The following is a 25,944-nucleotide window of genomic DNA, read 5'->3' on the forward strand; positions in this document are numbered from 1 at the left end:
CTTCAAAATTAGGCAACCGTGGAGCGTGGGTAGAATCCGGATAGAAGAAAGGCGCATCCGAGGATGCGCCTTCTCGTAACTGGCGGAGCGGACCGAGGGTTCGAACGTGCGATCCTCGGCGTCTCGGACCGGCGCGTTGCCGACTGGACTACCGCTCCGCTGCCAGGTCAGGCATGACCCCGACCCGGATAGGCAAAAACCTGAATCGAACTTAGTTGACAGCTTCTTTCAGTGCTTTACCGGCTTTGAAACCTGGTTTTTTGGCTGCTGCGATTTCCAGCGTCTTACCGGTCTGTGGGTTACGACCAATGCGAGCTGGACGATCGGTAACGGAGAAAGTACCGAAACCCACCAGAACAACAGAGTCGCCAGCCTTGAGAGCGCCAGTGACGGATTCGATTACAGCGTCCAGCGCACGGCCAGCAGCAGCTTTCGGGATATCAGCGGATGCAGCGATAGCATCAATCAGTTCCGACTTGTTCACTCTAAGTCCCCTTATATCTATTTTGAGTATGATTCTAAGTTTTTTGGTGAAAGCAAAAACGAGTGCTGAATGGCCTACAGACACTATTGAAGAGCCGCTTTATAACAAGGGCTCTAAAAAGCTGTCAAGAAAGCCCCTCAGGCAAATGCGAACTAATGCGTGCTAATTCTTTCCTTAGAGTCAGACTCGCGTTTTTCATCCTTTGCAACTATCTCAGGAGCCACATCAGGCAAGGGCTCCGGCGCGTATTGCAGCGCAATTTGCAGGACCTCGTCAATCCATTTAACCGGTTTAATCTGCAGATCTTGCTTGATATTGTCCGGAATTTCCTTCAGATCGCGTACGTTCTCTTCAGGAATGATCACGGTCTTGATACCGCCGCGGTGAGCAGCGAGCAGTTTTTCCTTTAGACCGCCAATCGCCAGTACCTGACCACGCAATGTGATTTCGCCCGTCATGGCGACATCCGCGCGCACCGGGATGCCGGTCAATGCCGACACCAGCGCCGTGCACATGCCTACACCGGCGCTAGGGCCGTCCTTCGGGGTCGCCCCTTCCGGCATGTGGATGTGCGTGTCGCGCTTCTCGTGGAAGTCCAGGGGAATGCCCAGGCTCTTCGCACGGCTGCGCACAACGGTCAGCGCGGCAGTGATCGACTCGACCATCACGTCACCCAGCGAACCGGTCTTGATCAGTTGCCCTTTACCCGGAACGACAGCGGCCTCGATGGTCAGCAATTCGCCGCCCACCTGAGTCCACGCCAGGCCAGTTACCTGACCGATCTGATCCTGCGATTCAGCCAGGCCGTAGCGGAATTTCCGCACGCCCAGGAAGTGCTCCAGCATGTCGGCCGTGACCTTCACCGCGAAGCGTTTTTCCAGTGCATGCTCTTTGACGGCCTTGCGGCAAACCTTGGCAATCTGGCGCTCAAGCCCACGCACACCGGCTTCGCGGGTGTAGTAGCGGATGATGTCGCGGATGGCGTCGGCGTCGAATTCCAGCTCGCCTTTCTTCAGACCATTCGCCGTAATCTGCTTCGGCGAAAGGTATTTGACGGCGATGTTGATCTTCTCGTCTTCGGTGTAGCCCGGCAGACGAATCACTTCCATCCGGTCCAGCAGCGCCGGCGGAATGTTCATGGAGTTCGAGGTGCACAGGAACATCACATCGGACAGGTCGTAGTCGACTTCCAGATAGTGATCGTTGAAGTTGTGGTTCTGCTCGGGGTCGAGCACTTCCAGCAACGCCGACGCCGGATCGCCACGCATGTCGCTGCCCATTTTGTCGATTTCATCGAGCAGGAACAGCGGGTTGCGCACGCCCACTTTTGTCATCTTTTGAATCAATCTTCCTGGCATCGAACCGATATAAGTCCGGCGATGACCACGAATCTCCGCTTCATCACGTACGCCACCGAGGGCCATGCGCACGAATTTGCGGTTGGTAGCGTGAGCAATCGACTCCGCCAGGGAGGTTTTACCCACGCCCGGAGGACCGACCAGGCACAACACCGGACCACGAATCTTCTTCACGCGCTTTTGCACGGCGAGGTATTCGAGGATCCGCTCTTTGACTTCTTCCAGACCATAGTGGTCGGCGTCGAGAATGTCTTCGGCACGGGCCAGGTCCAGGCGCACTTTGCTCTGAGCCTTCCACGGCACCTGAACCAGCCAGTCGATGTACGAACGCACCACGGTGGCTTCCGCGGACATTGGCGACATTTGCTTGAGCTTGTTCAGTTCGCCTTGGGCTTTTGCCAGGGCGTCTTTCGGCAGACCGGCGGCATCGATGCGCTTTTTCAGCTCTTCGATTTCGTTGTGGCCTTCGTCGCTGTCACCGAGCTCTTTCTGAATGGCCTTCATCTGCTCATTCAGGTAGTACTCGCGCTGACTGCGCTCCATTTGTTTTTTGACGCGACCGCGAATGCGTTTTTCGACTTGCAGCAGATCGATCTCGGCATCCAGCAACGCCAGGACGTGCTCGACCCGGGCCGACAAATCGATGATTTCGAGGATTTCCTGCTTCTGCTCAATCTTCAGGGCCATGTGCGCGGCCATGGTGTCGACCAGGCGACCTGGCTCGTCGATGCTGTTGAGCGACGACAGGACTTCAGCCGGGACTTTCTTGCCCAGCTGCACATATTGTTCGAACTGAGCCAGCAGGCTGCGAACAAACACTTCCGACTCACGTTCAGGCGCGTCGACTTCGTCAATCAACGAGACTTCGGCACGGCAGTGGCCGTCCACTTCGCTGAAGCGCTCCACGGCGCCCCGCTGCTCACCTTCGACCAAAACCTTGACCGTGCCATCCGGCAGCTTGAGCAGTTGCAGGACAGTAGCAATGGTACCTACGCGATAGAGTGCATCTTCACCGGGATCGTCGTCAGCAGGGTTTCTCTGAGCCAGCAGAAGGATCTGCTTGTCGCCCGTCATCGCGGCCTCGAGGGCTTCGATGGACTTCTCGCGCCCCACGAACAGCGGGATAACCATGTGCGGATAAACCACAACATCACGCAATGGCAGGAGAGGCAATTCGATGGTTGTCTTCATGATTTCGCCTCTACGGCGGCCATAAGGCCGTAAACAGATGGAAGTAAGCTTGAAACCAAGATGGGGGCTGCTTTCAAAAAAAACAAGCGCAAAGAGGGCGTTAAAAACGCTTTAAAAGAAAAGGGGCCCGAAGGCCCCTTCTTTATTCCAGCAGCGTGACGCTTAAGCGTCTGGCGCGGCCTTGGCAGCCGGCTCACTGTTTTCGTAGATATACAGTGGCTTGGACTTGCCTTCTATAACGCTTTCATCGATCACTACTTTACTCACCTCGGACTGCGAGGGGATTTCATACATAGTGTCGAGCAATACACCTTCGAGAATCGAACGCAGACCACGAGCACCGGTTTTACGTTCCAGGGCACGCTTGGCGACCGATTTCAGCGCATCAGCCCGGAACTCCAAGTCAACGCCTTCCATCTCGAACAGCTTGGCATACTGTTTGGTCAGAGCATTTTTCGGCTCGGTGAGAATCTGCATCAGAGCAGCCTCGTCGAGCTCGTCCAGCGTAGCCAGGACCGGCAGACGACCGACGAATTCCGGGATCAGACCGAACTTGACCAGATCGTCAGGCTCGACTTCACGCAGGGACTCACCGACTTTCTTGCCTTCTTCCTTGCTGCGCACTTCCGCGTTGAAACCGATGCCGCCCTTGGTGGAACGGTTTTGAATAACCTTTTCCAGACCGGAGAACGCACCACCGCAGATGAACAGGATGTTACGGGTGTCGACCTGAAGGAATTCCTGCTGCGGATGCTTGCGACCACCTTGAGGCGGAACGGAAGCGACCGTGCCTTCGATCAACTTGAGCAGGGCCTGCTGCACGCCTTCACCGGAAACGTCCCGGGTGATCGACGGGTTGTCAGACTTGCGCGAGATCTTGTCGATCTCATCGATGTAGACAATGCCCATCTGGGCTTTTTCCACGTCGTAATCGCACTTCTGCAGCAGCTTCTGAATGATGTTCTCGACATCTTCACCTACGTAACCCGCCTCGGTGAGGGTGGTTGCGTCGGCGATGGTGAACGGAACGTTCAGCAAACGGGCCAGTGTTTCGGCAAGCAGGGTTTTACCCGAGCCTGTCGGGCCGATCAGCAAGATGTTGCTCTTGCCGAGTTCGACGTCGTCATTCTTTTTGTCACGCTGGTTCAGGCGCTTGTAGTGGTTGTACACCGCTACGGCCAGAACCTTTTTGGCACGTTCCTGACCAATGACGTATTGATCAAGGATGCCGCTGATTTCTTTAGGCGAAGGCAATTTATGCGCGCTGCTTTCGGCCTGGGCTTCCTGCACCTCCTCACGGATGATGTCATTGCACAGGTCGACGCACTCGTCGCAGATAAAGACCGAGGGGCCGGCAATCAATTTGCGCACTTCATGCTGGCTTTTGCCACAGAAGGAGCAATAGAGCAGCTTGCCGTTGTCCTCGCCGTTGCGGGTGTCAGTCATTCGTTCGATCCAAATCCGATAGGCTTGCAACACAAGATGAAGGCTATTGCGGGCTTTTTCAAGCCCGCTGGTGATCAGACCCGCTGACCCACCTTATTTTGAGCTGCTTATTTTAAGCGGGGCGCTGGGTGATCACTTCGTCGATCAACCCATATTCACGAGCAGCTTCTGCGCTCATGAAATTGTCGCGGTTGGTGTCACGCTCGATTTCTTCGAGTGTACGCCCGCTATGCTTGGCCATCAGCGTGTTGAGACGCTCACGGATGAACAGGATTTCCTTGGCATGGATTTCGATATCCGACGCCTGCCCCTGGAAACCGCCCAGTGGCTGGTGAATCATCACACGCGAGTTCGGCAGGCAGAAACGCTTGCCAGGGGCGCCAGCCGTCAGCAAAAACGCGCCCATGCTGCAAGCCTGACCGATGCAGGTGGTCGAGACGTTTGGCTTGATGAACTGCATGGTGTCGTAGATCGACATGCCCGCTGTCACCGAACCGCCCGGGGAGTTGATATAGAGATGGATGTCCTTGTCCGGGTTTTCCGCTTCAAGGAACAGCAGCTGCGCACAGATCAGGTTGGCCATGTAGTCTTCTACAGGACCCACCAGAAAGATCACTCGCTCTTTCAGAAGACGCGAGTAAATGTCGTAGGCGCGCTCGCCACGAGCGGACTGCTCGACAACCATCGGGACCAGGCCGCCTGCGGCCTGGATATCAGAGTTCTGCTGAATATACGAATTACGGAACATGCTCTGCAGTCACTCCCAAATAGTTATGTCTTGAATACGCATAAGCCAGCACGAAGGCTGGCTTATGGTGTGTTCTTCTTACCGCAAAAACGATCAGTCGGCTTGTGGAGCTTCTACCGGCTTGACTGCTTCTTCGTAAGAGACCGATTTGTCGGTCACGTTAGCCTTCTGCAGAACAGTATCCACAACTTGTTCTTCCAGCACAACCGAACGGACTTCGTTCAGTTGCTGGTCGTTCTTGTAGTACCAGGACACAACCTGCTCAGGCTCTTGGTAGGCCGAAGCCATTTCCTGAATCATTTCACGAACGCGGGATTCGTCAGGCTTGAGGTCGAATTGCTTGACCACTTCAGCCACGATCAGACCCAGCACAACGCGACGCTTGGCTTGTTCTTCGAACAGCTCGGCCGGCAGTTGGTCAGGCTTGATGTTGCCACCGAACTGCTGAACAGCCTGCACGCGCAGACGGTCAACTTCGTTGGACAGCAGAGCCTTTGGCACTTCGATCGGGTTGGTGGCCAGCAGACCGTCCATTACCTGATTCTTGACCTTGGATTTGATTGCCTGACGCAGCTCGCGCTCCATGTTCTTGCGAACTTCGGTGCGGAAGCCTTCCAGACCGGTTTCCTTGATGCCGAATTGAGCGAAGAACTCTTCGTTCAGTTCTGGCAGTTTTGGCTCGGAAACAGTGTTCACGGTGACGGTGAACTCAGCAGTCTTGCCGGCCAGGTCGAGGTTCTGATAGTCCTCTGGGAAGGTCAGGTTCAGAACGCGCTCTTCGCCGGCTTTAGCGCCAACCAGACCGTCTTCGAAGCCAGGGATCATGCGGCCGGAACCCAGAACCAGCTGAGTACCTTTGGCGGAACCGCCAGCGAACACTTCACCGTCGACCTTGCCGACGAAATCGATGTTCAGCTGGTCTTCGTTCTGAGCGGCGCGATCGGTCACTTCGAAACGGGTGTTCTGCTTGCGCAGCACGTCCAGCATCTTGTCCAGATCGGCGTCAGCCACGTCGGCGCTCAGGCGCTCGACAGCGATGCCTTCGAAACCGGCAACGGTGAACTCAGGGAACACTTCGAAAATCGCGACGTATTCCAGGTCTTTGCCAGCTTCCAGGGATTTTGGCTCGATCGAAGGAGCGCCAGCCGGGTTCAGCTTCTGCTCAACCACAGCTTCGTAGAAAGAGGACTGGATCACGTCGCCTACAGCTTCCTGACGCGCATCAGCACCAAAGCGGCGCTTGATTTCGCTCATCGGCACTTTGCCTGGACGGAAGCCAGCAATCTTGGCCTTTTGGGCAGTCTGCTGCAGACGCTTGTTGACCTGAGTCTCGATGCGCTCAGCCGGCACGGTGATGCTCATGCGGCGCTCAAGAGCAGAAGTATTTTCAACAGAAACTTGCATGGATATTCCTCGTTGCACAGACGTTAGCCGGCCGTTTCCGACCCCAGAATCAAGGGCATGCATTCTAGTGGGTCAAACTCAAGAAGTCACCCTACTGAAAACGGGTAAAAACGCAGCAGGCAATTTATAGGTGCGAATGCATGAAAGCATCTCGCTCCGGTGGCAAATACAGCCAATCACGCCAGGGCTCTGCGCCAACCCTTCTATATATAGAAGCGGTTGTCATTCATCTCCCTGACAGCCGATCTCGCGAGCAAGGCCGGCGGGCAGTGCAGCATCATCGAGAAACATAAATACGACGAAACGCCCTGCTCCTGCGACCCAGAACCTGCAGCCGCTAAACGCTAACCACTAAAACAAAAAAGGCGCCAGACTGTTAAATCTGGCGCCTTTCGGAATATGGGGTGGACGAAGGGGATCGAACCCTCGACAACGGGAGTCACAATCCCGTGCTCTACCAACTGAGCTACGCCCACCATATTGCGCAACAAGGAAGCCAAACAGCTTCTTTGTAGAGCCCCACTCATGCCAGACGGCATGGGCGAAGCATTATTTGGTGCGGATGAAGAGACTCGAACTCTTACGCCTCGCGGCGCTGGAACCTAAATCCAGTGTGTCTACCAATTCCACCACATCCGCGATTCGAAGCTGTTAAAGCAAAGGCGCCAGACTGTTAATCTGGCGCCTTTTGAAATATGGGGTGGACGAAGGGGATCGAACCCTCGACAACGGGAGTCACAATCCCGTGCTCTACCAACTGAGCTACGCCCACCATATCGCGCTACTTGTGCCAAAGCTGCCTAAATGGCGCACCCGGCAGGACTCGAACCTGCGACCATCCGCTTAGAAGGCGGATGCTCTATCCAGCTGAGCTACGGGCGCCTTGTTAATCTGTACTCTTGGACGACTACAAACTAAGTGCTTTCCAGCCTTGCAGAACCGTAACTCTGCTCGACCTTCTTAACCAGTGCTAGGCTGTGCCCGACAAGTGCGACGAATAGTATAGACCGCCCCAAAGGGCGTCAAATCCTTTTTAAAAAAAATTCATTTAATTAAAGGGGTTAGAGGAATTTGCAGACCAAGCGCCTTTGCCCTCACCGCATGACATGCGAGAATGCGTTCTCTTTTTTTCCCCTCTCGATGGTTAATCACGCGCAATGACTGCACAACTAATCGACGGCAAATCGATCGCCGCCAGCCTGCGCCAGCAGATCGCCAAACGCGTCACCGAGCGTCGCCAGCAAGGCCTGCGCACGCCCGGTCTCGCGGTGATCCTGGTCGGCAGCGATCCTGCCTCTCAGGTTTATGTCTCGCACAAGCGTAAAGACTGTGAAGAGGTCGGCTTCCTTTCCCAAGCCTATGACCTGCCTTCCGAAACCACTCAAGAAGCGCTGGCCGATCTGATCGATCGCCTGAACGACGACCCGGCAATCGACGGCGTTCTGCTTCAGCTGCCGCTGCCTGAACACCTGGACGCCTCCAAACTACTGGAGCGCATTCGTCCGGACAAAGACGTTGACGGCTTCCACCCTTATAACGTCGGTCGCCTGGCCCAGCGTATTCCGCTGCTGCGCCCATGCACACCCAAAGGGATCATGGCGCTGCTGGAAAGCACCGGTGCCGATCTTTACGGGATGGACGCCGTGATCGTTGGCGCGTCCAACATCGTCGGCCGCCCGATGGCGATGGAATTGCTGCTGGCCGGTTGCACCGTGACCGTCACCCACCGTTTCACCAAGGATCTGGCCGGCCACGTCGGCCGTGCCGACCTGGTGGTCGTAGCCGCCGGCAAGCCGGGGCTGGTCAAGGGTGAGTGGATCAAGGAAGGCGCGATCGTGATCGACGTCGGCATCAACCGCCAGGAAGACGGCAAGCTGGTCGGTGACGTGATCTACGAAACCGCCCTGCCCCGCGCCAGCTGGATCACCCCCGTACCGGGTGGCGTTGGTCCGATGACCCGCGCCTGCCTTTTGGAAAACACGCTGTACGCAGCGGAAACACTGCACAGCTGAGTTCACGCGGCGACGTCAGCGACGAACAAAAAGACCCCGCCAATGGCGGGGTTCTTTTTGCCCGGAGAAATAACACGACCATTCGCCGGAAACCTGCTGTTTTGTAGGGGTTTTCAAGGACTTTCACCTGTTCATTGAACAACTATCGACAGTTCTTCAGCCATACTCCTAGAATGCGTCGGTTTTTAAGAAACAGCCCGTTACAAAACGGCTAATCCACACCTTATGAGTCTGCCAGCGTGAAAATCCGTCTTTCCATCCTGAGCCTATTTTTTGCATTTACAGGGACGTTCATCACGCCAGCGGTCAACGCCGCTGATACCACCGGGGCACCACGCGATACGACACATTTGAAGATCGCTTCCGGCAGCGCTTTGCTGATGGATCTGCAGACCAACAAAGTCATCTACGCCAGCAACCCGGATGTGGTTGTGCCGATCGCGTCTGTCAGCAAACTGATGACGGCGCTGGTTGTGGTTGAAGCCAAACAGAACATGGATGAATACATCTCCATCAACATCAGTGACACGCCGGAAATGAAGGGTGTGTTTTCCCGGGTCAAACTCAACAGCGAAATGCCCCGTCGGGAAATGCTGCTGATTGCCCTGATGTCCTCGGAAAACCGTGCGGCCGCCAGCCTGGCGCACCACTATCCGGGCGGCTACGTGGCCTTCATCGCCGCAATGAACGCCAAGGCCAAAGCGCTGGGCATGACCAGCACCCACTACGTCGAACCGACCGGCCTTTCGCCGCGTAACGTGTCGACGGCACGCGACCTGAGCAAACTGCTGATCGCCGCGCACAAGTACCCGATCCTGACCGAGCTGAGCACCACCAAAGAAAAAACCGTGTCGTTCCGCAAACCTAACTACAGCCTGGGTTTCCGCAACACCGACCATTTGATCGGCAAGCCAAACTGGGACATCAAAATCACGAAAACCGGTTTTACCAACGAAGCCGGCCACTGCCTGGTATTGGTGACCAGCATGGGCAATCGCCCAGTGGCGCTGGTGATCCTCGATGCGTTCGGCAAGTACACCCACTTTGCCGATGCCACACGGATTCGCAATTGGGTCGAAACCGGCAAAGGCGCAGACGTGCCGTCGGTAGCCTTGCAGTACAAATCGGAGAAGAACCTCAAGCATCGTCAAAGCGGTGTGGTCGAGGCCTCGAAGTAATTATCTTGTAGGAGCGAGCTTGCTTGCGATGGGCTAAGAGCGCCGGGGTCAAACAGTAATCCCGCGTTATCGTTAGCGACCATCGTCGGAACGCCGCCCGGAGCAAGCTCGCTCCTACAGTTTTACTAATCATTGGGCAGCGGCATCTGATCGTCATCCGGAATGCCGTCACCGGCACTCGGATCTCTGGTGCGCTGGGGATGTTCCGTTGGCACCCCCATCGGACGCGCCAGCGGATCCCTTAACGGATCGTTCGGATCCATCACCGGATCAACGCCCTCCTCCGGGGTTGTCGGAACGCTGTCCGGACGTTTGTCGTCGAAACTCGAATCGGTAGACATACGCACCTCTGTGAGATCTAGGGTTTCAGATCGGCAAGCGGGTCGTAAGGCTTCGCCGGCGCCTTGCCCTCCTCGCCTGGTTTTACATCCCGGGGTGCCTTGGCAGGTCCGATGGGGTCCACCTGAGGGTCGGCGAGATCCGGCGAATCGGGGTCAAAACCCAATTCATTGCCCGAAGAATGCTCGGACGAGTGCGGACCTGTGGGTGACGTGGAATGTGCCATGGGCGCCTCCTGGATACTGACCCGCGGACTTGCGGGCCTTATCCGTAAGAGGTCAACGGAGGGTGGCAGTGCCGTGCAGATGACGAACGGAACCTACTGGGCTGTCAGCGCCTGCCTGGCCCGCGCGGCCGCCTGCTCCTGCCCTGCCTGCCCCAGATCGCTCGCCGCTTTCAGCCAGCGCTGCTGATCGACGTTCGCTGGAATCTGGTTCGGTCTCTGGATCAGCACAGCCCAGCCACCGGCATCCTTGAACGCCGATTCAAAGGAACTGAAGCTCATCAGGTTTTGGCGGTCCATTCCGGAGCGCAACAACACGGTCTGCTTATTGCGGTTGTAGCCGGCGAGAATGGCATAACGGGGCTCAGTCCAGAACGCCGAACCCTCAGTGAAGCGCACCATCACCGGATAACCGGCTGCGACCTGGGTCAACAACGCCGGCAGATTACTGTCAAGGGGATAAACCACCATGCCGTACTCGCGGGCGAGGTTTTGCATGTTCTGCTGCAATTGCGCTTCGGCACCGGGCAAATGCAGGGGTTTGTCGAGCAAGCCCGGCGTAATCACCACGCCTTGCTGGGACAACATGCTGGCCAGCACTTGCGGCCCACTCTGATTGGCCACGCCCCGATAGAACCGTCCACTGAGTTCGACACGCTCCGGCAGGCGCTTGATCTCCGGCGCCACGCTTCCCGCGCAACCCGCCAGACCTGCGACACAGCCCACAATCAGCCCCGCCGATAGAATTCGAGAAAATAGCCGCACCATCATCACTCTCTGTTCAGACGCCAGGCATCCGCGCTCCCGGCTTGGCTGTCGATCATAGGATGCCGCGCGCCGCCGGTATAGCCTTAACCGGTAGTTGATTGCCTCCGATAGAGCGAAGTGGTTGGTGTCACGCGACCTTTGGTCAATAGCCTGAAATACATCAGCGACTAGACTGTCACTAGCAAGCGTGTGCGCCCGCAGCAGGGCAAAGAGGAGGCACAGATGAGCCTGACGATGACCATTGCAATGTTGATTTTCAGCTGGTTGGCCGTTGCCGCCGCCATGTTGTGGGGCGTCCTGCGGATTGCGCGCCGGCACCATCACCACCCCGCCCAATCGACCGAGGCGCCGAAAGCCGAAACAGCCGCACGTCCCGTGACCGCGCACTGATTGTTTAAACACCACAAACAAAAACGGCCGCCTGGGCTCTTTCGAGCGCAGGCGGCCGTTTTGTTTATCGCGGATTACGCCTCAGCGCTGATGCGCTTCTGCCTGGCCCGTCGCGACATCATGTTCAAGCCCTCGATCGTTGCCGAGAACGCCATGGCCGCATACACATAGCCTTTCGGTACGTGGGCGCCGAAGCCTTCTGCAATCAGCGTCATGCCGATCATGATCAGGAAGCCCAGGGCCAGCATGACAACCGTCGGGTTGTCGTTGATGAACTTGGCCAGCGGGTCAGCCGCCAGCAACATCACCAGCACCGACACCACTACCGCGATGATCATGATCGGCAAATGCTCGGTCATGCCGACGGCGGTAATGATGCTGTCGATGGAGAACACCATGTCCAGCATCAGGATCTGCCCGATCGCGGCGGCGAAACCCAGGGTCACCGTCGACGTCTTCGAGGCTGGATCTTCTGGCGCCGGGTCCATGCTGTGATGGATCTCTGTGGTTGCCTTCCACAACAGGAACAGGCCACCGGCGATCAGGATCATGTCCTTCCAGGAGAACGCCTGGCCGAGGATGTCGATCACCGGCTCCGTCAACTTAACGATAAACGCGATGGTGCTCAGCAACGCCAGACGCAGAATCAGCGCCATGCCGATACCGATGCGCCGCGCCTTCTGCCGGTGCTGCTCTGGCAGCTTGTTGGTCAGGATCGAGATAAAGATCAGGTTATCGATGCCGAGCACGATTTCCATCACGATCAACGTGGCCAGGGCGACCCAGGCGGTGGGGCTTGCAACCAGTTCTAAAAGGTATTCCATGGGTCAGTCCTGACTCGGTTTAAGACGGTTTAGATTTCCTGGGACGAAGAGTCGGGTTTATCCGCCTCTTTGACCGGTTGTTCTTTCTTGCTGATCAAGCCGCTGGTGGCATCGCTCAGCGCTTGCTCGGCGGCTTTGTGGGTGTCATCGATGGCTTGCTTGGCGGTTTCGGCAGCCTTGCCCATCAATTGTTGGGCGCTTTTCTCGGCCTGGTCACAACCGGCCAGTACCAGTAAAGACACAATCAGCAGGGCCGTGGTTTTAAGCTTCATGATGCTTTCCTCGATAGATCAGAACGGACCGAAACAATGGCCCGTTGATAGCGAGGCATTCTAGGGAGACAAACAGTTCAGGAAAATTCGTATTTTTACCGGTTATACTTCGATTTTTACGAACTGTAGGTCGTCATGCTCAACTATCGGCAACTGCATTATTTCTGGGTGGTCGCCAAGACGGGCAGCATCGTGCGCGCCTGCGAGCAGCTGAACCTGACGCCACAGACCATCAGCGGGCAGATTTCGCTGCTCGAACAGACCTACGGAATCGAGTTGTTTCGCCGGGTAGGCCGGCAACTGGAACTGACCGAAGCCGGCCGCCAGGCACTGCCTTTCGCCGAGCAAATGTTTCAGCTAGGGGGCGAACTGGAATTGATGCTGCGCGCGCAGCCCAATGAACAGCAGATTCTGTTTCGGGTGGGGGTGGCGGATGTGGTGCCAAAATCCATCGTCCATCGCCTGATCGCGCCGACCATGGAGCTGAGCGAGCCGCTGCGGATCAGCTGTCGCGAAGACAAACTGGAACGCCTGCTCGCCGACCTGGCCATCCAGCGCCTGGACCTGGTGATTTCCGACAGCCCGATGCCGTCGCACCTGGACATCAAGGGCTACAGCCAAAAACTCGGGGAATGCGGGATCAGCTTCTTCGCCACCGCTGAACTGGCGACGCAATATGGCCAGGATTTCCCTCGCAGCCTGCATGGCGCGCCGCTGCTGATTCCGGGGCCGGAAACCGTGGTGCGCAGTCGCTTGCAGCGTTGGTTTGCCGAACAGCAGATTCAACCGCGAATCGTCGGTGAGTTCGACGACAGCGCGTTGATGCAGGCCTTCGGCCAATCGGGGAGCGGGATCTTCATCGGCCCGAGCGTGATCGCCGACGAAGTAAAACGCCAATACGGCGTTGAGCTGATCGGCCAGACCGACGCGGTGACCGAGTCGTTCTACGCCATTTCGGTAGAACGCAAGGTCAAGCACCCCGGCATTGTCGCCATTACCGAAGGTGCCCGGCGCGAGTTGTTTACCGAGATCTAAATGACGCTCAGGCGCAGATTTCGCGCGGCTTGAACGTCATCAAGGCCATGGCCAAAAGGATCGAAACCAGGATGAACGCGGCTGCCGCGAAACCCAGCCCTTGCAAGCCAACGGAGTCGATGACCCGTCCGCCGATCAGCGCACCCAGCCCGATCCCGAGATTGCCCCCGGAGATGTTCAGCGACGCAGCGAAGGCCGGGGCTTCAGGTGCGGCTTTCATCAAGCGCACATGACTGACCAGGAACAACGCCGCCTGAGTCACACCCCAGATGGCCATGGCCGCCGCCAGGCCGAAAGGCGAATGAATGTTCGGCACCAACGCCACCAGGCCTGCAATCATGAATGCGCAGAACATCATCGAAGCGATCAGCGGATGACGGTCCACCGCGCGACCGCCCAACGAGTTGCCGATCAATCCCACGGCGCCAAAGCCCATCAGGCACCAGCCGACCACCGTGCCGTTGAAACCGGCCAGGCGCTCGAGGATGTCGGCGAGGTAGGTGTAGGCCGTGAACATGCCGCTGAAGACAATAATCGACAGCAGCACATGGCCGAGCATCAACGGGCTGCGCAGGATCTTGAACTGCGAGCGGAAACTCACCTGGCGCAGGTGCAGATCGGTTTTCGGCAGGTAGATGAACAGCAGCAAGGCCTTGGCGAACGCGATGACCGCCAGGAGGCCGAAGGCACTGCGCCAGCCGAACGCATCGGAAATCAGCGTGCCCACCGGAATACCGAACACCGTGGCGCAGACGATCCCGAACCCGATCTTGGCCACGGCCCGTCCGGCGAAGTCAGGTCCGACGATGCTCACCGCCGTCTCGCTGGCCAGCGCCCAGAACACCGTCAGGCCCAGTGCCGGAATCAGCCGGGCCAGCGCCATCACCCAGATGTTCGGCGCCAGTGCCGCCAGGGTATTGGCCAGACCGAACATGATCAGCACCGAGACGAACAACTTGCGCCGCTCAAACCTGGCGAAGTACGCCGTCAGAAATGGGCCGAATGCGGCGACGGTGAACGCGAACAGCGTCACCAGCAAACCCGCCTGGGGAATGCTGACCTCAAGGTCTCGAGCGATGGCCGGCAACAGGCCGACGATGATGAATTCCGTGGTCAGCACCGTGAAACCGGCGGCGGACAACAGAAGGATGGGAAACAGCATGCAAACTCCGGAAAACGACAACACCAGCGACAGCCCGAAGGCCCACTGGCATACCTGAAAATGAGGAAGGCGAATCTTAACAGAGTGTGTCCGATCAAAGTTGCACGAACCTGCCCCTGTAGGAGCGAGCTTGCTCCGGGCGGCGTTCCGACGATGGACTCAAGCACGCTGCGTTTAGTCAGCAAACACGCGTTATCGTTAACGACCATCGCGAGCAAGCTCGCTCCTACAGGGATCGCGGTGTTTAGAAATTAAAAAGCCCCCGCAACCTGAGGCTGCGGGGGCTTGTTTGTACGCGGACGGTTTAGAACGCGCCCATGTAATCGCGCTTGCCCACTTCAACGCCGTTGTGACGCAGCAGTGCGTAAGCGGTGGTGACATGGAAGAAGAACTGCGGCAGGCCGTAGCTCAGCAGGTAAGCCTGGCCGGTGAAGCGCTTCTCTTTCGGCGTGCCCTGACGGGTGATGATCTCGATGCCTTCCTTGCCATTGATCTGCTCTGGCTTGATCTCGCCGATGAAGGCCAGAACCTTGCTCAGCAGCGCTTGCAGGTCGGCGAAGGTGGTTTCGCTGTCGTCGTACTTCGGCAGTTCGACTTCAGCCAGACGCGCGGAAACGCCTTTGGCGAAATCGACGGCGATCTGCACCTGACGCACCAGGGGGAACATGTCCGGGTACAGGCGGGCTTGCAGGAACGCATTCGGGTCAATGTTCTTGGCTGTCGCGTGGGCTTCGGCCTTGTTCAATACATCGCTCAGGGCGGTGAGCATTTGCTTGAAAACAGGGACGGAAGCGTCGTACAGGGAAATGGTCATGGCAGTCTCGTGTGGTGACAGGAGGGAAACGTCGACCGATTATAGCCATGCCCGCCCCCCTCGCGACCGGTCTTTTTCAGCTGCCGCAGCGCCGGGCCACCGAGACGGCCTTGGGCATCGGCCGGCCCGATCCACGAAAAATGCAGGCCTGCACGCCAGCAATGCTCGACTAACCTCCCACTACGAGGTCTTATTAGCCAAGAACATCATTACCCACCGTTAGCGAGGTTCCAGACACTGTGACCACTGAGCAAGAGACGACCTTCGACGAGCCACGACTCAACAGCACGGAAATCCGCATCCTGGGCTCGCTGATCGAGAAACAGGCCACCAGCCCGGAAACCTATCCGTTGACCCTCAACGCCCTGGTGATTGCCTGCAACCAGAAAACCAGCCGCGAACCGGTGATGAACCTGACCCAGGGCCAGGTCGGCCAGAGCTTGCGCGCCCTTGAGGGCCACGGCTTTACCAAATTGGTGATGGGCAGCCGTGCGGATCGCTGGGAGCACAAGGTCGATAAGGCGCTGGAATTGGTGCCGGCACAGGTGATTCTGACCGGGCTGCTATTTCTGCGAGGCCCGCAGACCGTCAACGAACTGTTGACCCGAAGCGGGCGCATGCATGAGTTTGAAGACGCGGAGCAGGTGGTGCATCAACTGGAACGCCTGATCGCGCGCGGCCTGGCGCTGCTGATTCCGCGTCAGGCAGGCCAGCGCGAAGACCGCTACATGCACGCTTTGGGTGACCCGGCGGATATCGAAGTGATCCTCGCTGCCCGGCAAAATCCGGTGGAGCGCGGTGGTGGCGGTGTTTCGGTTGAACGAATCGAAGAGCTCGAGGCACGCATAGCGGCACTGGAAGAACGGTTGGCGCGCCTCGAATAACTCAAATCGTCTGCACGGATGCATCCGCCCGATGTACGTCCGCCCTGTAGCAGCTGCCGAGCCTGCGAGGCTGATGCTACAAGGCGGATGCGATGGCTAGCTCCGGGCAAACTCGACGGCTTGGTGAAACTGCTCATCCGTCGGGCGTACGCCGGTGTACAGCACGAACTGCTCCAGCGCTTGGATCGCGATGACCTCAAGGCCGGTGATCACGCGTTTGCCTTCGGCGCGACCGCGCACGATCAACGGTGTTTCCGAGGGAATGGCCACCACATCGAAGACGGTGTCTGCAGACTTGATCGCTTCAGCGTCGAACGCGAGTTGATCGGCTTCAGGCCCGCCCGTCATGCCGATCGGCGTGACGTTGATCAGCATCTGCGGTCGCTGGCTGCCCAACTCCGCTTGCCATTGATAGCCCAGGGATTCAGCCAGCGCCCGGCCCGTCTGTTCGTTACGGGCAATGATCAAACCATTCGTGTAGCCACCATCGCGCAAGGCGCTGGCCACAGCCTTGGCCATGCCGCCGCTGCCGCGCAAGGCAAAGGTCGAGTCCTTGGGCACTTCGTGGGTCTTGAGCAGTTGTTCGATGGCGATGTAATCGGTGTTGTACGCCTTGAGGTGGCCGTCCGTGTTGACGATGGTATTGATCGACTGAATGGCCGCCGCGGACGCGTCCAGTTCATCGACCAGCGCGATGCAGGCTTCCTTGAACGGCATCGAGACGCCGCAGCCCCGAATCCCCAGCGCGCGAATACCGCCGACCGCGCCGGTCAGGTCTTTGCTGCTGAACGCCTTGTAATAGAAATTCAGGCCCAGTTGTTCGTACAGATGATTGTGAAATCGCAGGCCAAAGTTACCCGGACGCCCCGAGAGGGACATGCACAACTGGGTGTCTTTGTTGGGGTTCATCTGCATGTGAATCTCCTTCAATAGCACTTTCAGATGGACGGGATTAGCCAATCCATCGGGTTCTGTTCGATCATATTGGCCTGTCTGCGCGAGGCATCACAGGTCGGTAAGGAAGCCGGTACAGACCTTACACAAAATTTACCTAACGGCCGTGCTGATTTTCAGAAAAGCGCTGTCTTAGATGTATCCCCGCGACAATCCTTGGGTCTATTGCAGACGCAAGCGCCGGGTCGAAGAACCGAGGAATTATCATGATCCGTAAAATCCCCACAGTAGCCTTGCTGATCGGTGTTCTCGCTGTCGCAGGGCAGGCAGAAGCCCATGGCGGTGGTGGCGGTTGGGAAGGTCCAGCGGTATTCGGCGCGATCGTCGGTTCAGCCATCGTCGGCTCGGCCATTATCAACAGCAACCGGCCGGTCTACGTCCAGCAACCGGTGTACGCTCAGCCGCAACCCGTTTATGTGCAACAGCCGCCACCGGTTTATTACCAGCCGGCCCCGGTGTATGTGCAGCAACCGGTGTACGTCGCCCCACCACCGGTTTACTACGGCCCGCCCCGCTACTACGGTCCTCCGCGCGGCTACTACGGCCCGCATTATGGTCGCTGGTAACAGCTCATCAGCCCCGCCTCAACAGCGGGGCTTTTTTGTGACCGTCTGTCGGTAGAGGTCTGGATAGACCTCGTCAAGGTCGCTGTCGGGACAGTCCCCTTGGCTCAACTTGGCAAGATTGACTGGGTTGACCGGCCCGACTGCAGGGAAACGGTCATATTTTTGTCATGCCAGGTCCGCAAGCTTGGACCTGTCCGTTAACAACAGCCGATAAAAACAAGGACGAGCGCATGCCCACACAAAACCCGCACCGCAATGTCGCTCTGTGCACTTCCAGCAAGGTGTACACCGCATTGACCGAACTCAAGCACCTGGAAGGCCATCGCAGCGCCAAATTTCTTTCGCTGCTGGCTGAAAACCTGGTGCGCAAAGGCCTGCTGAACGAGCAGGAAGTGGTTCATATGCTGGACCTGGTGGTCGATTGAGCGACAGGCAGTCGTCTGCCCTCGCTGTTATCAATGACCACTATCGAAAGCGTTGATTGTCCGAAAAATCGCCGGGCCCGTAATGTAGCTCCATAGATTGATGGAGGTACGTATGTCCCAGGTTCAGATCATGTCCGTTATCGGCAGTGCGGTTCCCGCCCCTCTCAGAGAACTGGGAATGCTCGTTTGCTGGTACCTGATTCAGGACGGCGAACCGATCAGCGGCCCGCTCACTTCGCTGCCTGATGCCCAAGCACTGTCGCAACGCATCGTCGCCGGGAAACTCAGCGCCTAAGGCAACTGAATCCGCGGTTTGGTTTCGAGGAAGATCGCCCAGCTCGACATGAACAGCGCGGCGATCAAGGGTCCGATGACAAAGCCGTTGAGGCCGAAGATCGCCAGACCGCCGAGGGTCGAGATGAGGATCAGGTAATCCGGCATCTTGGTGTCCTTGCCCACCAGGATCGGTCGCAGCACATTGTCCACCAGGCCGATGACAAAAACGCCGAACAACCCCAGCACCACGCCTTGCCAGATCGCGCCGGTGAACAGGAAAAACGCCGCCACCGGCCCCCAGACAATCCCCGCCCCCACCGCTGGCAACAGCGACAGAAACGCCATCAGCACCGCCCAGAGCAACGCGCTCGGAATATCCAGAAACCAGAAAATCAAACCGCCCAACGCGCCTTGCGTGATGGCCACCAGCAGGTTGCCCTTCACCGTGGCCCGCACCACGCGGTTGAACTTGAGCTGCAAGCGGCGTTTCTGGTGTTCCTCCAGCGGCACGGCGGCGCGGACCTTGCGCGCCAGTTCGGCGCCGTCGCGCAAAAAGAAAAACAGCAAGTAGAGCATGATGAAAAAACCCACCACGAAATCGAACGTGCCCTGGCCGAAACTGAAAGCCTGGGTGGCGATGAATTCGTTGCCAGTCACCGCGCTCTTGATGATTTTCTCCCGCAGCCCGTTCAGTTCACCGACCCCGGCCCGATCGAGCAAGTGCTGGAAGTACGGCGGCAGGCTGTGTTTGAAATGGGACACGTACCCCGCAATGTCGAGCTCGCCGCTTTCGATGCTCTTGTACAGCGTGGCCCCCTCTTGCACGAGCAGGATACTGAGGATGATCACCGGCAGGATGGCGATCACCAGGCAGATACTCAGGGTAAGCAGCGAGGTCACGTTGCGTTGCCAGCCGAACTTCAGCTGCAGCCGACGCTGCAGCGGCGCGAAGAGAATGCCGAGGATCACCGCCCAGAACACCGCACCGTAGAACGGCAGCAGAATCCAGATGAACGCAGCGGTGACGACCCCGAGCAGGATGACCAGCGATTTGTTGTGTACCGTCTCTTCGTTCATGTCCGATCCATGTCAGTCCGCAGGGGGCGCATGCTCTTGAATAAAGAGCCGTCCTGATGCTTAGTCCGCCACGGTTCGCGCGAGTGCCATCCGTTTGCTTATCAAGCATAGATCCAGATCGATGAACGCCGAGGGCGCACTATTGAACACACGCGCCCACTTGTAGGAGCGAGCTTGCTCGCAATGGACTCAAGAGCACCGCGCTTAGCCAGTAAAAACGCGTAATCGTTAACGACCATCGCGAGCAAGCTCGCTCCTACAGAGGGAAAGCGTCAGGCGAACTCTTCACGCAACATCGCCACAAACGCCTCTCGCGCCGGGTGGACCCCGGCGTTTTCATGCCAGTAAAACAGGTTCTCGACTGCCGACAGCTCAGGGAACTCATACCCCGCGCACCCCGCGCCTTTGGCGTATTGATCGAAAACCCCTTTCGGCACCAGCGCAACCCCCGCCCCCGCACTCACGCAACCGACAATCGCGCCGTAACTGGCGAGGCTGACAATCGGCAACGCCTGCCCCTGGCGCAGCAACCAATGCTCCAGCGCCGCCCGATAAGGGCAACCCTGAGGCCACATGAAGACGGTCTTGTCCTGCAAATCCTCGATGCCACGCACCGGCCCCAGCGATGTCGAGGCAATCAGCAACAGGTCTTCGCGGTACATCGGCGTTCGTTTAAGGGGCGAGCGCTCGACGTCCACGGCGACGATCGCGCCGTCGAGCCGGTGGCTGGCCGTGTCATCGAGCAACTGGCTCCACGTGCCGGTGGTCAGTTCCAGCGCCACCGCCGGATAGCGTTTGTGGAACTTGGCGAGCAAACGCGGCAAACGGCCGGTGGCCGAGGATTCGATGGCGCCGATGCGCAACGGGCCGGACGGCTCGGCGGACGGGTCCACGGCGCGCTTGGCTTCCGCCGTGAGCGCAAGGATTTTCGAGGCGTAGGTCAGGAAGGTCTGCCCCGAAGGACTGATGCGCAGCCCGCGCCCCTCGCGCAAAAACAGCGCAACACCCAGCTCCACCTCGAGTGTCTTGATCCGAGCCGTGATGTTCGACGGCACACAATGCAATTGCTCGGCGGCCCGGGCGATGCTGCCGAGCTCGGCAACCGTCTTGAACATGCGAATCTGAGCCAGCTCCATACATCACCAAAAGTGAATATTTAGCGCAGTATAAGTCAGTTGTGGTGAGCAACCTGAGTTCTGATACTCGGTGCATCTGCCCACTGGTGCCTGACAAATGAAGCCCTGCCCACCCTCCCTCAACATCATCCTGGCGATGGCATTTGTCGTCGCTTGCTGGGCGTATTCCCCTACCGGCATCCACATCGGTTTACGCGCCTACGATCCGGCTCACCTCGCGTTGCTGCGGTTTCTGCTGGCCTCGGTCTTCATGGCCGTGGTCGCCGTGTTCAAAGGCATTCGTCTGCCCGCGTTGCGCGATGTGCCACTGCTGTTCGCGCTCGGTTTCTTTGCGGTCGCCCTGCATCACGTGTCGATCAATTTCGGCCAACAAGGCGTCAGCGCGGGCGCGTCCAGCGTACTGGCGCAATCAACGCCGCTGTTCAGCACGCTGCTCGCGCGGTTCGTCTTCAGGAACCGGGTCAGCCTGTGGCGTTGGGGCTGCGTTGTTCTGGGGTTGATCGGCGTGGTGATTGTGGTGGCAGGCGATCACGGGCTGGGCAGTCTCGACGCCCACGGTTTATTGATCCTGTTGGCGGCGCTGTCCTGGAGTGTTTACTTCGCACTGCAGAAGCATCACACCGGACGTTACGACGGCCTGACGCTGGTGTGTTACACGGTGTGGTCGGGCACGGCGTTGCTGCTGGTGTTTCTTCCCGGCCTGGCGGACCAGGTGATGAAGGCACCGATGCCGGTGCAGTTGGCGGTGATCGGACTGGGCGTGTTTCCCAGTGCGTTGGCGTATCTCGCCTGGGCCTATGTGCTGGCGCATGTGGATTTGAGCCGGGCAGCGATGACGTTGTACCTGGTGCCGCCGACGGCGATGGCGATCGCGTCGTTTGCGTTGGGCGAACAGACGACGGTGATGATTGCTGTCGGGGGGATGGTGGTGCTGGTCAGTGTGTTGGCGTTGAATCTGGAGCGGCGGGTGGTGATTCGATTGGCCAGTGACTGATCACGGATAAGTGTCGATGCATCGGGCGCAATCGCGAGCAGGCTCGCTCCCACATTGATCGTGTGAACACCGCCAATCCCCTGTGGGAGTGAGCCTGCTCGCGATGAACGATGACACGGTCAACCTGGCACACACAAAACCCGAAGCAATCGAGCAGACCGACAGCTACCCGCGATCCGCCAGAAACCGGTCGCGACTGTTGGTCAGGTGCAGCCACATCGCGGCCCGCGCCGCATCGGCGTCCTGGCGCTTGATGGCGTTGAGGATCGCCTCGTGCTCGAGATTGGCCAGCTGCCCCAGCTTGCTCAAATCCGCCGCGCCGCGCTCGACGGCGTTGAGGCGGGTTCGGGGAATCATGGCGTTACCCAGGTGCTGCATGATGTCGGTAAAGCACACATTGCCGGTGGCTTCGGCGATCAGCAGATGAAAGCGCCTGTCGGCCTCGACGCAGCTGTCGTTGTTGGCGAGCAGGCGTTGATAGTCGTCCAGCGCCTCGCGCATCTGCGCCAGTTGCTGATCGGTGCGGCGCAATGCGGCCAGCGCGGCAGCCTGGGTTTCCAGGCCCAGGCGCAACTCCAGAATACTGCGCACCCCCAGCGCGGTATCGACATTCAGGCGTAGCCCCTGCTCCGGCGCGCGCTCGATCACAAACGTACCGATGCCATGCCGGGTTTCCACCAGCCCCGACGCCTGCAGCTTCGAGATCGCCTCGCGCACCACGGTCCGACTGACCCCGTATTCCAGAACGATGGCGTTCTCGGACGGCAGTTTGTCCCCGGGCAGCATCTGGCCGAGCAGGATGCTCTGGGTCAGTTTGGTGACCAGGTCATGGGCCAGGTTGTGCGTGCGCTTGCGGGCGGGCGCGTCGTCGAAATCTTCTTGCATGGTGATTTTCCGGGAGCGGGGGCTAACGCGAGCGTAGCACTGTGACTGAGTGGAATCCTTAACAAAAGCGCCCTAACTTGTATGACAACACTCAACAACCTCGCGTAAAACGCCTTCTGATAGGCGGCCACCTCCCAAACAAACGAATAACAAACGCTATTTAAAGCGCCATTTTGTTGGACATTAACCCTTGCAGATCGAAAAAACACAGTTGTATGATGTCTAGCAACAACGCAGCACCCGTTACACCCCGCATAAAAATAATCAGTGGGAGACAACGCAGTGAATAAATCCCTATCCGGTCTGGATGACGGCGCCGATTCGGCCCTGAAATCCGCCATCTCGAAAGTGAAACGCCACGTTCTGCCGCTGTTCGTCATCATGTTCATCGTCAACTACATCGACCGCGTGAACATCGGCTTCGTCCGCACCCACATGGAACATGACCTGGGCATCGGGGCTGCCGCCTACGGCCTCGGCGCAGGGCTGTTCTTCATCGGCTACGCGCTGTTCGAAGTCCCGTCCAACATCCTCCTGCAAAAAGTCGGCGCGCGAATCTGGCTGACCCGCATCATGCTGACCTGGGGCCTGGTGGCCGCCGGCATGGCATTTATCCAGACCGAAACCCACTTCTACATCCTGCGTTTTCTGTTGGGCGTCGCGGAAGCCGGGTTCTTCCCCGGGGTGATTTACTACTTCACTCGCTGGTTGCCCGGCGTCGAACGGGGCAAGGCGATTGCGATCTTCCTCAGCGGTTCGGCGGTTGCCTCTTTAATTTCCGGCCCGCTGTCCGGGCTGCTCCTGCAAATCAGCGGATTCGGCCTGCACGGCTGGCAATGGATGTACTTCATCGAAGGCATGTTCTCCGTCGGGCTGTGCGTATTCGTCTGGTTCTGGCTCGACTCCAAACCCCACGACGCCAAATGGCTGAGCCGCGAAGAACAAGACGCGCTGGTCAAGGCCATCGACGATGAACAACTGGCCCGTGAAGCGGCGACGCCGATCAAACCGTCACTGGGCACGCTGCTCAAGGACCGCCAGATCATCCTGTTCTGCCTGATCTACTTCTTCATTCAGCTGACCATTTATGCCGCGACGTTCTGGTTGCCGAGCATCATCAAGAAAATGGGCGACCTCAGTGACATTCAGGTCGGGCTGTTCAACTCGATCCCGTGGTTACTGTCGATTGTCGGCATGTACGCCTTCGCCTCGCTCTCGGCGAAATGGAAACACCAGCAAGCCTGGGTCGCCGCCGCCCTGCTGATTGCCGCTGCCGGGATGTTCATGTCCACCACTGGCGGCCCGATCTTCGCCTTCGTGGCGATCTGCTTCGCGGCACTGGGTTTCAAATCCGCTTCGTCGCTGTTCTGGCCGATTCCCCAGGCGTACCTGGATGCACGGATCGCCGCTGGCGTGATCGCGCTGATCAACTCGGTGGGCAACCTTGGCGGCTTCGTCGCGCCGACCACCTTCGGCCTGCTGGAAGAACACACCGGTTCGATTCAGGGCGGGCTGTACGGCCTGGCTGCCACGTCGATCATTGCCGCGATCATCGTCTTCGCCGCACGCAACACACCGAAAACCGCACCGGCCGCTGCGCTGGGCAAACCATCGCCTCACCACGCCTGATCGCTGTTCCATAAGGACAAGAAAATGAACGCACACGACACTGCAAAAGCCCCGATCATCACCAGCATGCAAGTGGTTCCGGTGGCCGGTCACGACGGCATGCTGCTCAACCTGAGCGGCGCCCACGGTCCGTTTTTCACGCGCAACATTGTCATCCTCAGGGACAACGCCGGCCACACCGGCGTCGGCGAAGTGCCGGGTGGCGAGCGCATTCGCCAGACCCTGGAAGACGCGCGTAGCCTGGTGGTCGGCAGCCCGATCGGCACGTATCAGAAGATCCTCAACCAGGTGCGCCAGACCTTCGCCGACCGCGATGCCGGCGGCCGTGGTTTGCAGACGTTCGACCTGCGCATCACCATTCACGCGGTCACCGGCCTGGAAGCGGCGCTGCTGGATTTGCTCGGTCAGCACCTGGACGTGCCGGTTGCCGCCCTGCTCGGCGAAGGCCAGCAGCGCGACGAAGTGAAAATGCTCGGCTACCTGTTTTATGTCGGTGATCGTCACGCCACCGACCTGGCTTACCGCAGCGAACCCGAGGCCGACAACGACTGGTTCCGCGTGCGTCACGAAAAAGCCATGACCGCCGAGGCCGTGGTACGCCTGGCCGAGGCCGCTCACGCCCGTTACGGGTTCAAGGACTTCAAACTCAAGGGCGGCGTGCTCAGCGGCGATGAAGAGATTGAAGCCGTCACCGCCCTGGCCGAACGCTTTCCCGATGCGCGCATCACCCTTGATCCGAATGGCGCGTGGTCACTGAAAGAAGCGATTCGCCTGTGCAGGGATCAGCATCACGTCCTCGCCTATGCCGAAGACCCGTGCGGTGCAGAAAACGGTTACTCGGGCCGCGAAGTCATGGCTGAATTCCGTCGGGCCACGGGCCTGAAAACCGCGACCAACATGATCGCCACCGACTGGCGGGAAATGGGGCATGCGATCCAGTTGCAATCGGTGGACATCCCGCTGGCCGACCCGCACTTCTGGACCATGCAGGGTTCGGTTCGCGTGGCGCAGATGTGCCACGAATGGGGCCTGACCTGGGGCTCGCATTCCAACAACCACTTCGATATTTCCCTGGCGATGTTCACCCACGTCGCGGCCGCCGCGCCGGGCGACATCACCGCCATCGACACACACTGGATCTGGCAGGACGGCCAACGCCTGACCAAAGCCCCGCTGCAAATCGTCGAGGGTTGCGTGCAGGTGCCGAAGGCGCCGGGGCTGGGGGTTGAACTGGACATGGACCAGTTGGCCAAGGCCCATGAGTTGTACAAGGGCATGGGACTGGGTGCGCGGGACGACAGCGTGGCGATGCAGTTTTTGATTCCGGGCTGGACGTTCGATAACAAGCGGCCGTGCCTGGTGCGCTAACCTCTCGGCACACCACAATCCCCTGTGGGAGCGAGCCTGCTCGCGATGACGGCGGCACATTTTGCATTTATGTGACTGAAAGTCCGCCATCGCGAGCAGGCT

At 58.5% G+C, this 25,944-nt stretch carries 26 protein-coding genes, 4 tRNA genes and 1 pseudogene; 11 read left to right on the forward strand and 20 right to left on the reverse strand.

The window, feature by feature from the left end:
• Positions 1 to 211: 211 nt before the first annotated feature.
• From EJA72_RS17265 to EJA72_RS17305, 9 genes are all read right to left on the reverse strand, one after another.
• Positions 212 to 484 carry an HU family DNA-binding protein gene (locus EJA72_RS17265; protein ID WP_002552737.1) on the reverse strand — a complete coding sequence of 91 codons (273 nt, stop codon included), beginning with the start codon at positions 482 to 484 and terminating at the stop codon, positions 212 to 214.
• Between the two features lie 152 nt (positions 485 to 636).
• Positions 637 to 3,033: an endopeptidase La gene (gene lon / locus EJA72_RS17270; RefSeq protein ID WP_157712634.1), complete on the reverse strand. Its 2,397-nt coding sequence runs from the start codon at positions 3,031 to 3,033 to the stop codon at positions 637 to 639.
• A 162-nt stretch (positions 3,034 to 3,195) separates the two neighbouring features.
• A complete protein-coding gene (gene clpX / locus EJA72_RS17275; RefSeq protein ID WP_007946893.1) occupies positions 3,196 to 4,479 on the reverse strand; it encodes an ATP-dependent Clp protease ATP-binding subunit ClpX in 1,284 nt (427 codons plus the stop codon).
• A 112-nt stretch (positions 4,480 to 4,591) separates the two neighbouring features.
• On the reverse strand, positions 4,592 to 5,227 hold the full coding sequence (gene clpP, locus EJA72_RS17280) for an ATP-dependent Clp endopeptidase proteolytic subunit ClpP (protein WP_017339698.1): 636 nt from the start codon (positions 5,225 to 5,227) through the stop codon (positions 4,592 to 4,594).
• Between the two features lie 93 nt (positions 5,228 to 5,320).
• Positions 5,321 to 6,631 carry a trigger factor gene (tig, locus tag EJA72_RS17285; protein ID WP_157712635.1) on the reverse strand — a complete coding sequence of 437 codons (1,311 nt, stop codon included), beginning with the start codon at positions 6,629 to 6,631 and terminating at the stop codon, positions 5,321 to 5,323.
• Positions 6,632 to 7,031: 400 nt separating this feature from the next.
• Positions 7,032 to 7,107, reverse strand: a tRNA-His gene (locus EJA72_RS17290).
• A gap of 78 nt (positions 7,108 to 7,185) precedes the next feature.
• Positions 7,186 to 7,270: transfer RNA gene (locus EJA72_RS17295), tRNA-Leu, on the reverse strand.
• Positions 7,271 to 7,327: 57 nt separating this feature from the next.
• A tRNA-His gene (locus EJA72_RS17300) sits at positions 7,328 to 7,403 on the reverse strand.
• Positions 7,404 to 7,436: 33 nt separating this feature from the next.
• Positions 7,437 to 7,513: transfer RNA gene (locus EJA72_RS17305), tRNA-Arg, on the reverse strand.
• Positions 7,514 to 7,788: 275 nt separating this feature from the next.
• Between EJA72_RS17305 and folD the strand changes: the two genes are divergently transcribed.
• Together folD and pbpG are read left to right on the forward strand one after the other, a co-directional pair.
• Positions 7,789 to 8,643, forward strand: coding sequence for a bifunctional methylenetetrahydrofolate dehydrogenase/methenyltetrahydrofolate cyclohydrolase FolD (gene folD / locus EJA72_RS17310; protein ID WP_157712636.1), 855 nt, complete (start codon positions 7,789 to 7,791; stop codon positions 8,641 to 8,643).
• Positions 8,644 to 8,882: 239 nt separating this feature from the next.
• Entirely contained in the window at positions 8,883 to 9,821 is a 939-nt protein-coding gene (gene pbpG / locus EJA72_RS17315; RefSeq protein ID WP_178129402.1) for a D-alanyl-D-alanine endopeptidase, read from the forward strand.
• Positions 9,822 to 9,946: 125 nt separating this feature from the next.
• Here the strand turns inward: pbpG and EJA72_RS17320 are convergent, their stop codons facing one another.
• The 3 genes and pseudogenes from EJA72_RS17320 to EJA72_RS17330 form a co-directional block, all read right to left on the reverse strand.
• Complete coding sequence (locus EJA72_RS17320) at positions 9,947 to 10,162, reverse strand: hypothetical protein (protein WP_157712637.1); 216 nt, start codon at positions 10,160 to 10,162, stop codon at positions 9,947 to 9,949.
• A 17-nt stretch (positions 10,163 to 10,179) separates the two neighbouring features.
• Positions 10,180 to 10,386, reverse strand: coding sequence for a DUF6021 family protein (locus EJA72_RS17325; protein ID WP_157712638.1), 207 nt, complete (start codon positions 10,384 to 10,386; stop codon positions 10,180 to 10,182).
• A 93-nt stretch (positions 10,387 to 10,479) separates the two neighbouring features.
• Positions 10,480 to 11,207: pseudogene (locus EJA72_RS17330) on the reverse strand (peptidase C39 family protein).
• A 166-nt stretch (positions 11,208 to 11,373) separates the two neighbouring features.
• Between EJA72_RS17330 and EJA72_RS28980 the strand changes: the two are divergent.
• On the forward strand, positions 11,374 to 11,541 hold the full coding sequence (locus tag EJA72_RS28980; RefSeq protein ID WP_178129403.1) for a hypothetical protein: 168 nt from the start codon (positions 11,374 to 11,376) through the stop codon (positions 11,539 to 11,541).
• A gap of 74 nt (positions 11,542 to 11,615) precedes the next feature.
• Here EJA72_RS28980 and EJA72_RS17335 read toward each other — a convergent pair whose 3' ends face one another.
• Positions 11,616 to 12,365 carry a TerC family protein gene (locus tag EJA72_RS17335; RefSeq protein ID WP_157712640.1) on the reverse strand — a complete coding sequence of 250 codons (750 nt, stop codon included), beginning with the start codon at positions 12,363 to 12,365 and terminating at the stop codon, positions 11,616 to 11,618.
• Positions 12,366 to 12,394: 29 nt separating this feature from the next.
• Entirely contained in the window at positions 12,395 to 12,637 is a 243-nt protein-coding gene (locus EJA72_RS17340; RefSeq protein WP_157712641.1) for a hypothetical protein, read from the reverse strand.
• Between the two features lie 135 nt (positions 12,638 to 12,772).
• Here EJA72_RS17340 and nhaR point away from each other — a divergent pair, with 135 nt between their 5' ends.
• A complete protein-coding gene (nhaR, locus tag EJA72_RS17345; protein ID WP_157712642.1) occupies positions 12,773 to 13,672 on the forward strand; it encodes a transcriptional activator NhaR in 900 nt (299 codons plus the stop codon).
• 7 nt (positions 13,673 to 13,679) lie between these two features.
• On the opposite strand, the gene EJA72_RS17350 is transcribed toward nhaR, so the two are convergent.
• Positions 13,680 to 14,834, reverse strand: a complete 1,155-nt coding sequence (locus EJA72_RS17350; RefSeq protein ID WP_157712643.1) for an MFS transporter — start codon at positions 14,832 to 14,834, stop codon at positions 13,680 to 13,682.
• A 304-nt stretch (positions 14,835 to 15,138) separates the two neighbouring features.
• Positions 15,139 to 15,648, reverse strand: coding sequence for a DUF1993 family protein (locus tag EJA72_RS17355; protein ID WP_157712644.1), 510 nt, complete (start codon positions 15,646 to 15,648; stop codon positions 15,139 to 15,141).
• A 239-nt stretch (positions 15,649 to 15,887) separates the two neighbouring features.
• Here EJA72_RS17355 and EJA72_RS17360 point away from each other — a divergent pair, with 239 nt between their 5' ends.
• Complete coding sequence (locus tag EJA72_RS17360) at positions 15,888 to 16,532, forward strand: DUF480 domain-containing protein (RefSeq protein ID WP_178129404.1); 645 nt, start codon at positions 15,888 to 15,890, stop codon at positions 16,530 to 16,532.
• 96 nt (positions 16,533 to 16,628) lie between these two features.
• Here EJA72_RS17360 and EJA72_RS17365 read toward each other — a convergent pair whose 3' ends face one another.
• The gene (locus tag EJA72_RS17365; protein ID WP_157712645.1) at positions 16,629 to 17,447 is read right to left on the reverse strand and encodes a shikimate 5-dehydrogenase; all 819 of its coding nucleotides are present in this window, start codon (positions 17,445 to 17,447) and stop codon (positions 16,629 to 16,631) included.
• A gap of 245 nt (positions 17,448 to 17,692) precedes the next feature.
• Here EJA72_RS17365 and EJA72_RS17370 point away from each other — a divergent pair, with 245 nt between their 5' ends.
• The 3 genes from EJA72_RS17370 (at position 17,693) to EJA72_RS17380 (ending at position 18,772) form a co-directional block, all read left to right on the forward strand.
• Entirely contained in the window at positions 17,693 to 18,052 is a 360-nt protein-coding gene (locus EJA72_RS17370; RefSeq protein WP_157712646.1) for a hypothetical protein, read from the forward strand.
• Between the two features lie 230 nt (positions 18,053 to 18,282).
• Complete coding sequence (locus EJA72_RS17375) at positions 18,283 to 18,477, forward strand: hypothetical protein (protein ID WP_157712647.1); 195 nt, start codon at positions 18,283 to 18,285, stop codon at positions 18,475 to 18,477.
• 112 nt (positions 18,478 to 18,589) lie between these two features.
• Positions 18,590 to 18,772 carry a hypothetical protein gene (locus tag EJA72_RS17380; RefSeq protein WP_157712648.1) on the forward strand — a complete coding sequence of 61 codons (183 nt, stop codon included), beginning with the start codon at positions 18,590 to 18,592 and terminating at the stop codon, positions 18,770 to 18,772.
• On the opposite strand, the gene EJA72_RS17385 is transcribed toward EJA72_RS17380, so the two are convergent.
• Positions 18,769 to 19,830: an AI-2E family transporter gene (locus tag EJA72_RS17385; protein ID WP_157712649.1), complete on the reverse strand. Its 1,062-nt coding sequence runs from the start codon at positions 19,828 to 19,830 to the stop codon at positions 18,769 to 18,771. The genes EJA72_RS17380 and EJA72_RS17385 overlap by 4 nt on opposite strands.
• 272 nt (positions 19,831 to 20,102) lie before the next feature.
• On the reverse strand, positions 20,103 to 20,966 hold the full coding sequence (locus tag EJA72_RS17390; protein ID WP_157712650.1) for a LysR family transcriptional regulator: 864 nt from the start codon (positions 20,964 to 20,966) through the stop codon (positions 20,103 to 20,105).
• Between the two features lie 97 nt (positions 20,967 to 21,063).
• Between EJA72_RS17390 and EJA72_RS17395 the strand changes: the two genes are divergently transcribed.
• On the forward strand, positions 21,064 to 21,960 hold the full coding sequence (locus EJA72_RS17395) for a DMT family transporter (RefSeq protein WP_157712651.1): 897 nt from the start codon (positions 21,064 to 21,066) through the stop codon (positions 21,958 to 21,960).
• A gap of 165 nt (positions 21,961 to 22,125) precedes the next feature.
• Here EJA72_RS17395 and EJA72_RS17400 read toward each other — a convergent pair whose 3' ends face one another.
• Positions 22,126 to 22,845, reverse strand: a complete 720-nt coding sequence (locus tag EJA72_RS17400; protein WP_157712652.1) for a FadR/GntR family transcriptional regulator — start codon at positions 22,843 to 22,845, stop codon at positions 22,126 to 22,128.
• A gap of 282 nt (positions 22,846 to 23,127) precedes the next feature.
• Between EJA72_RS17400 and EJA72_RS17405 the strand changes: the two genes are divergently transcribed.
• Both EJA72_RS17405 and gudD read left to right on the forward strand, forming a co-directional pair.
• Positions 23,128 to 24,474 carry an MFS transporter gene (locus tag EJA72_RS17405; protein WP_178129405.1) on the forward strand — a complete coding sequence of 449 codons (1,347 nt, stop codon included), beginning with the start codon at positions 23,128 to 23,130 and terminating at the stop codon, positions 24,472 to 24,474.
• A 24-nt stretch (positions 24,475 to 24,498) separates the two neighbouring features.
• Entirely contained in the window at positions 24,499 to 25,842 is a 1,344-nt protein-coding gene (gene gudD / locus EJA72_RS17410) for a glucarate dehydratase (RefSeq protein ID WP_157712653.1), read from the forward strand.
• Positions 25,843 to 25,944 lie beyond the last annotated feature (102 nt).

The organism is Pseudomonas sp. PB120 (genome assembly GCF_009761815.1).
Taxonomy (GTDB): domain Bacteria; phylum Pseudomonadota; class Gammaproteobacteria; order Pseudomonadales; family Pseudomonadaceae; genus Aquipseudomonas.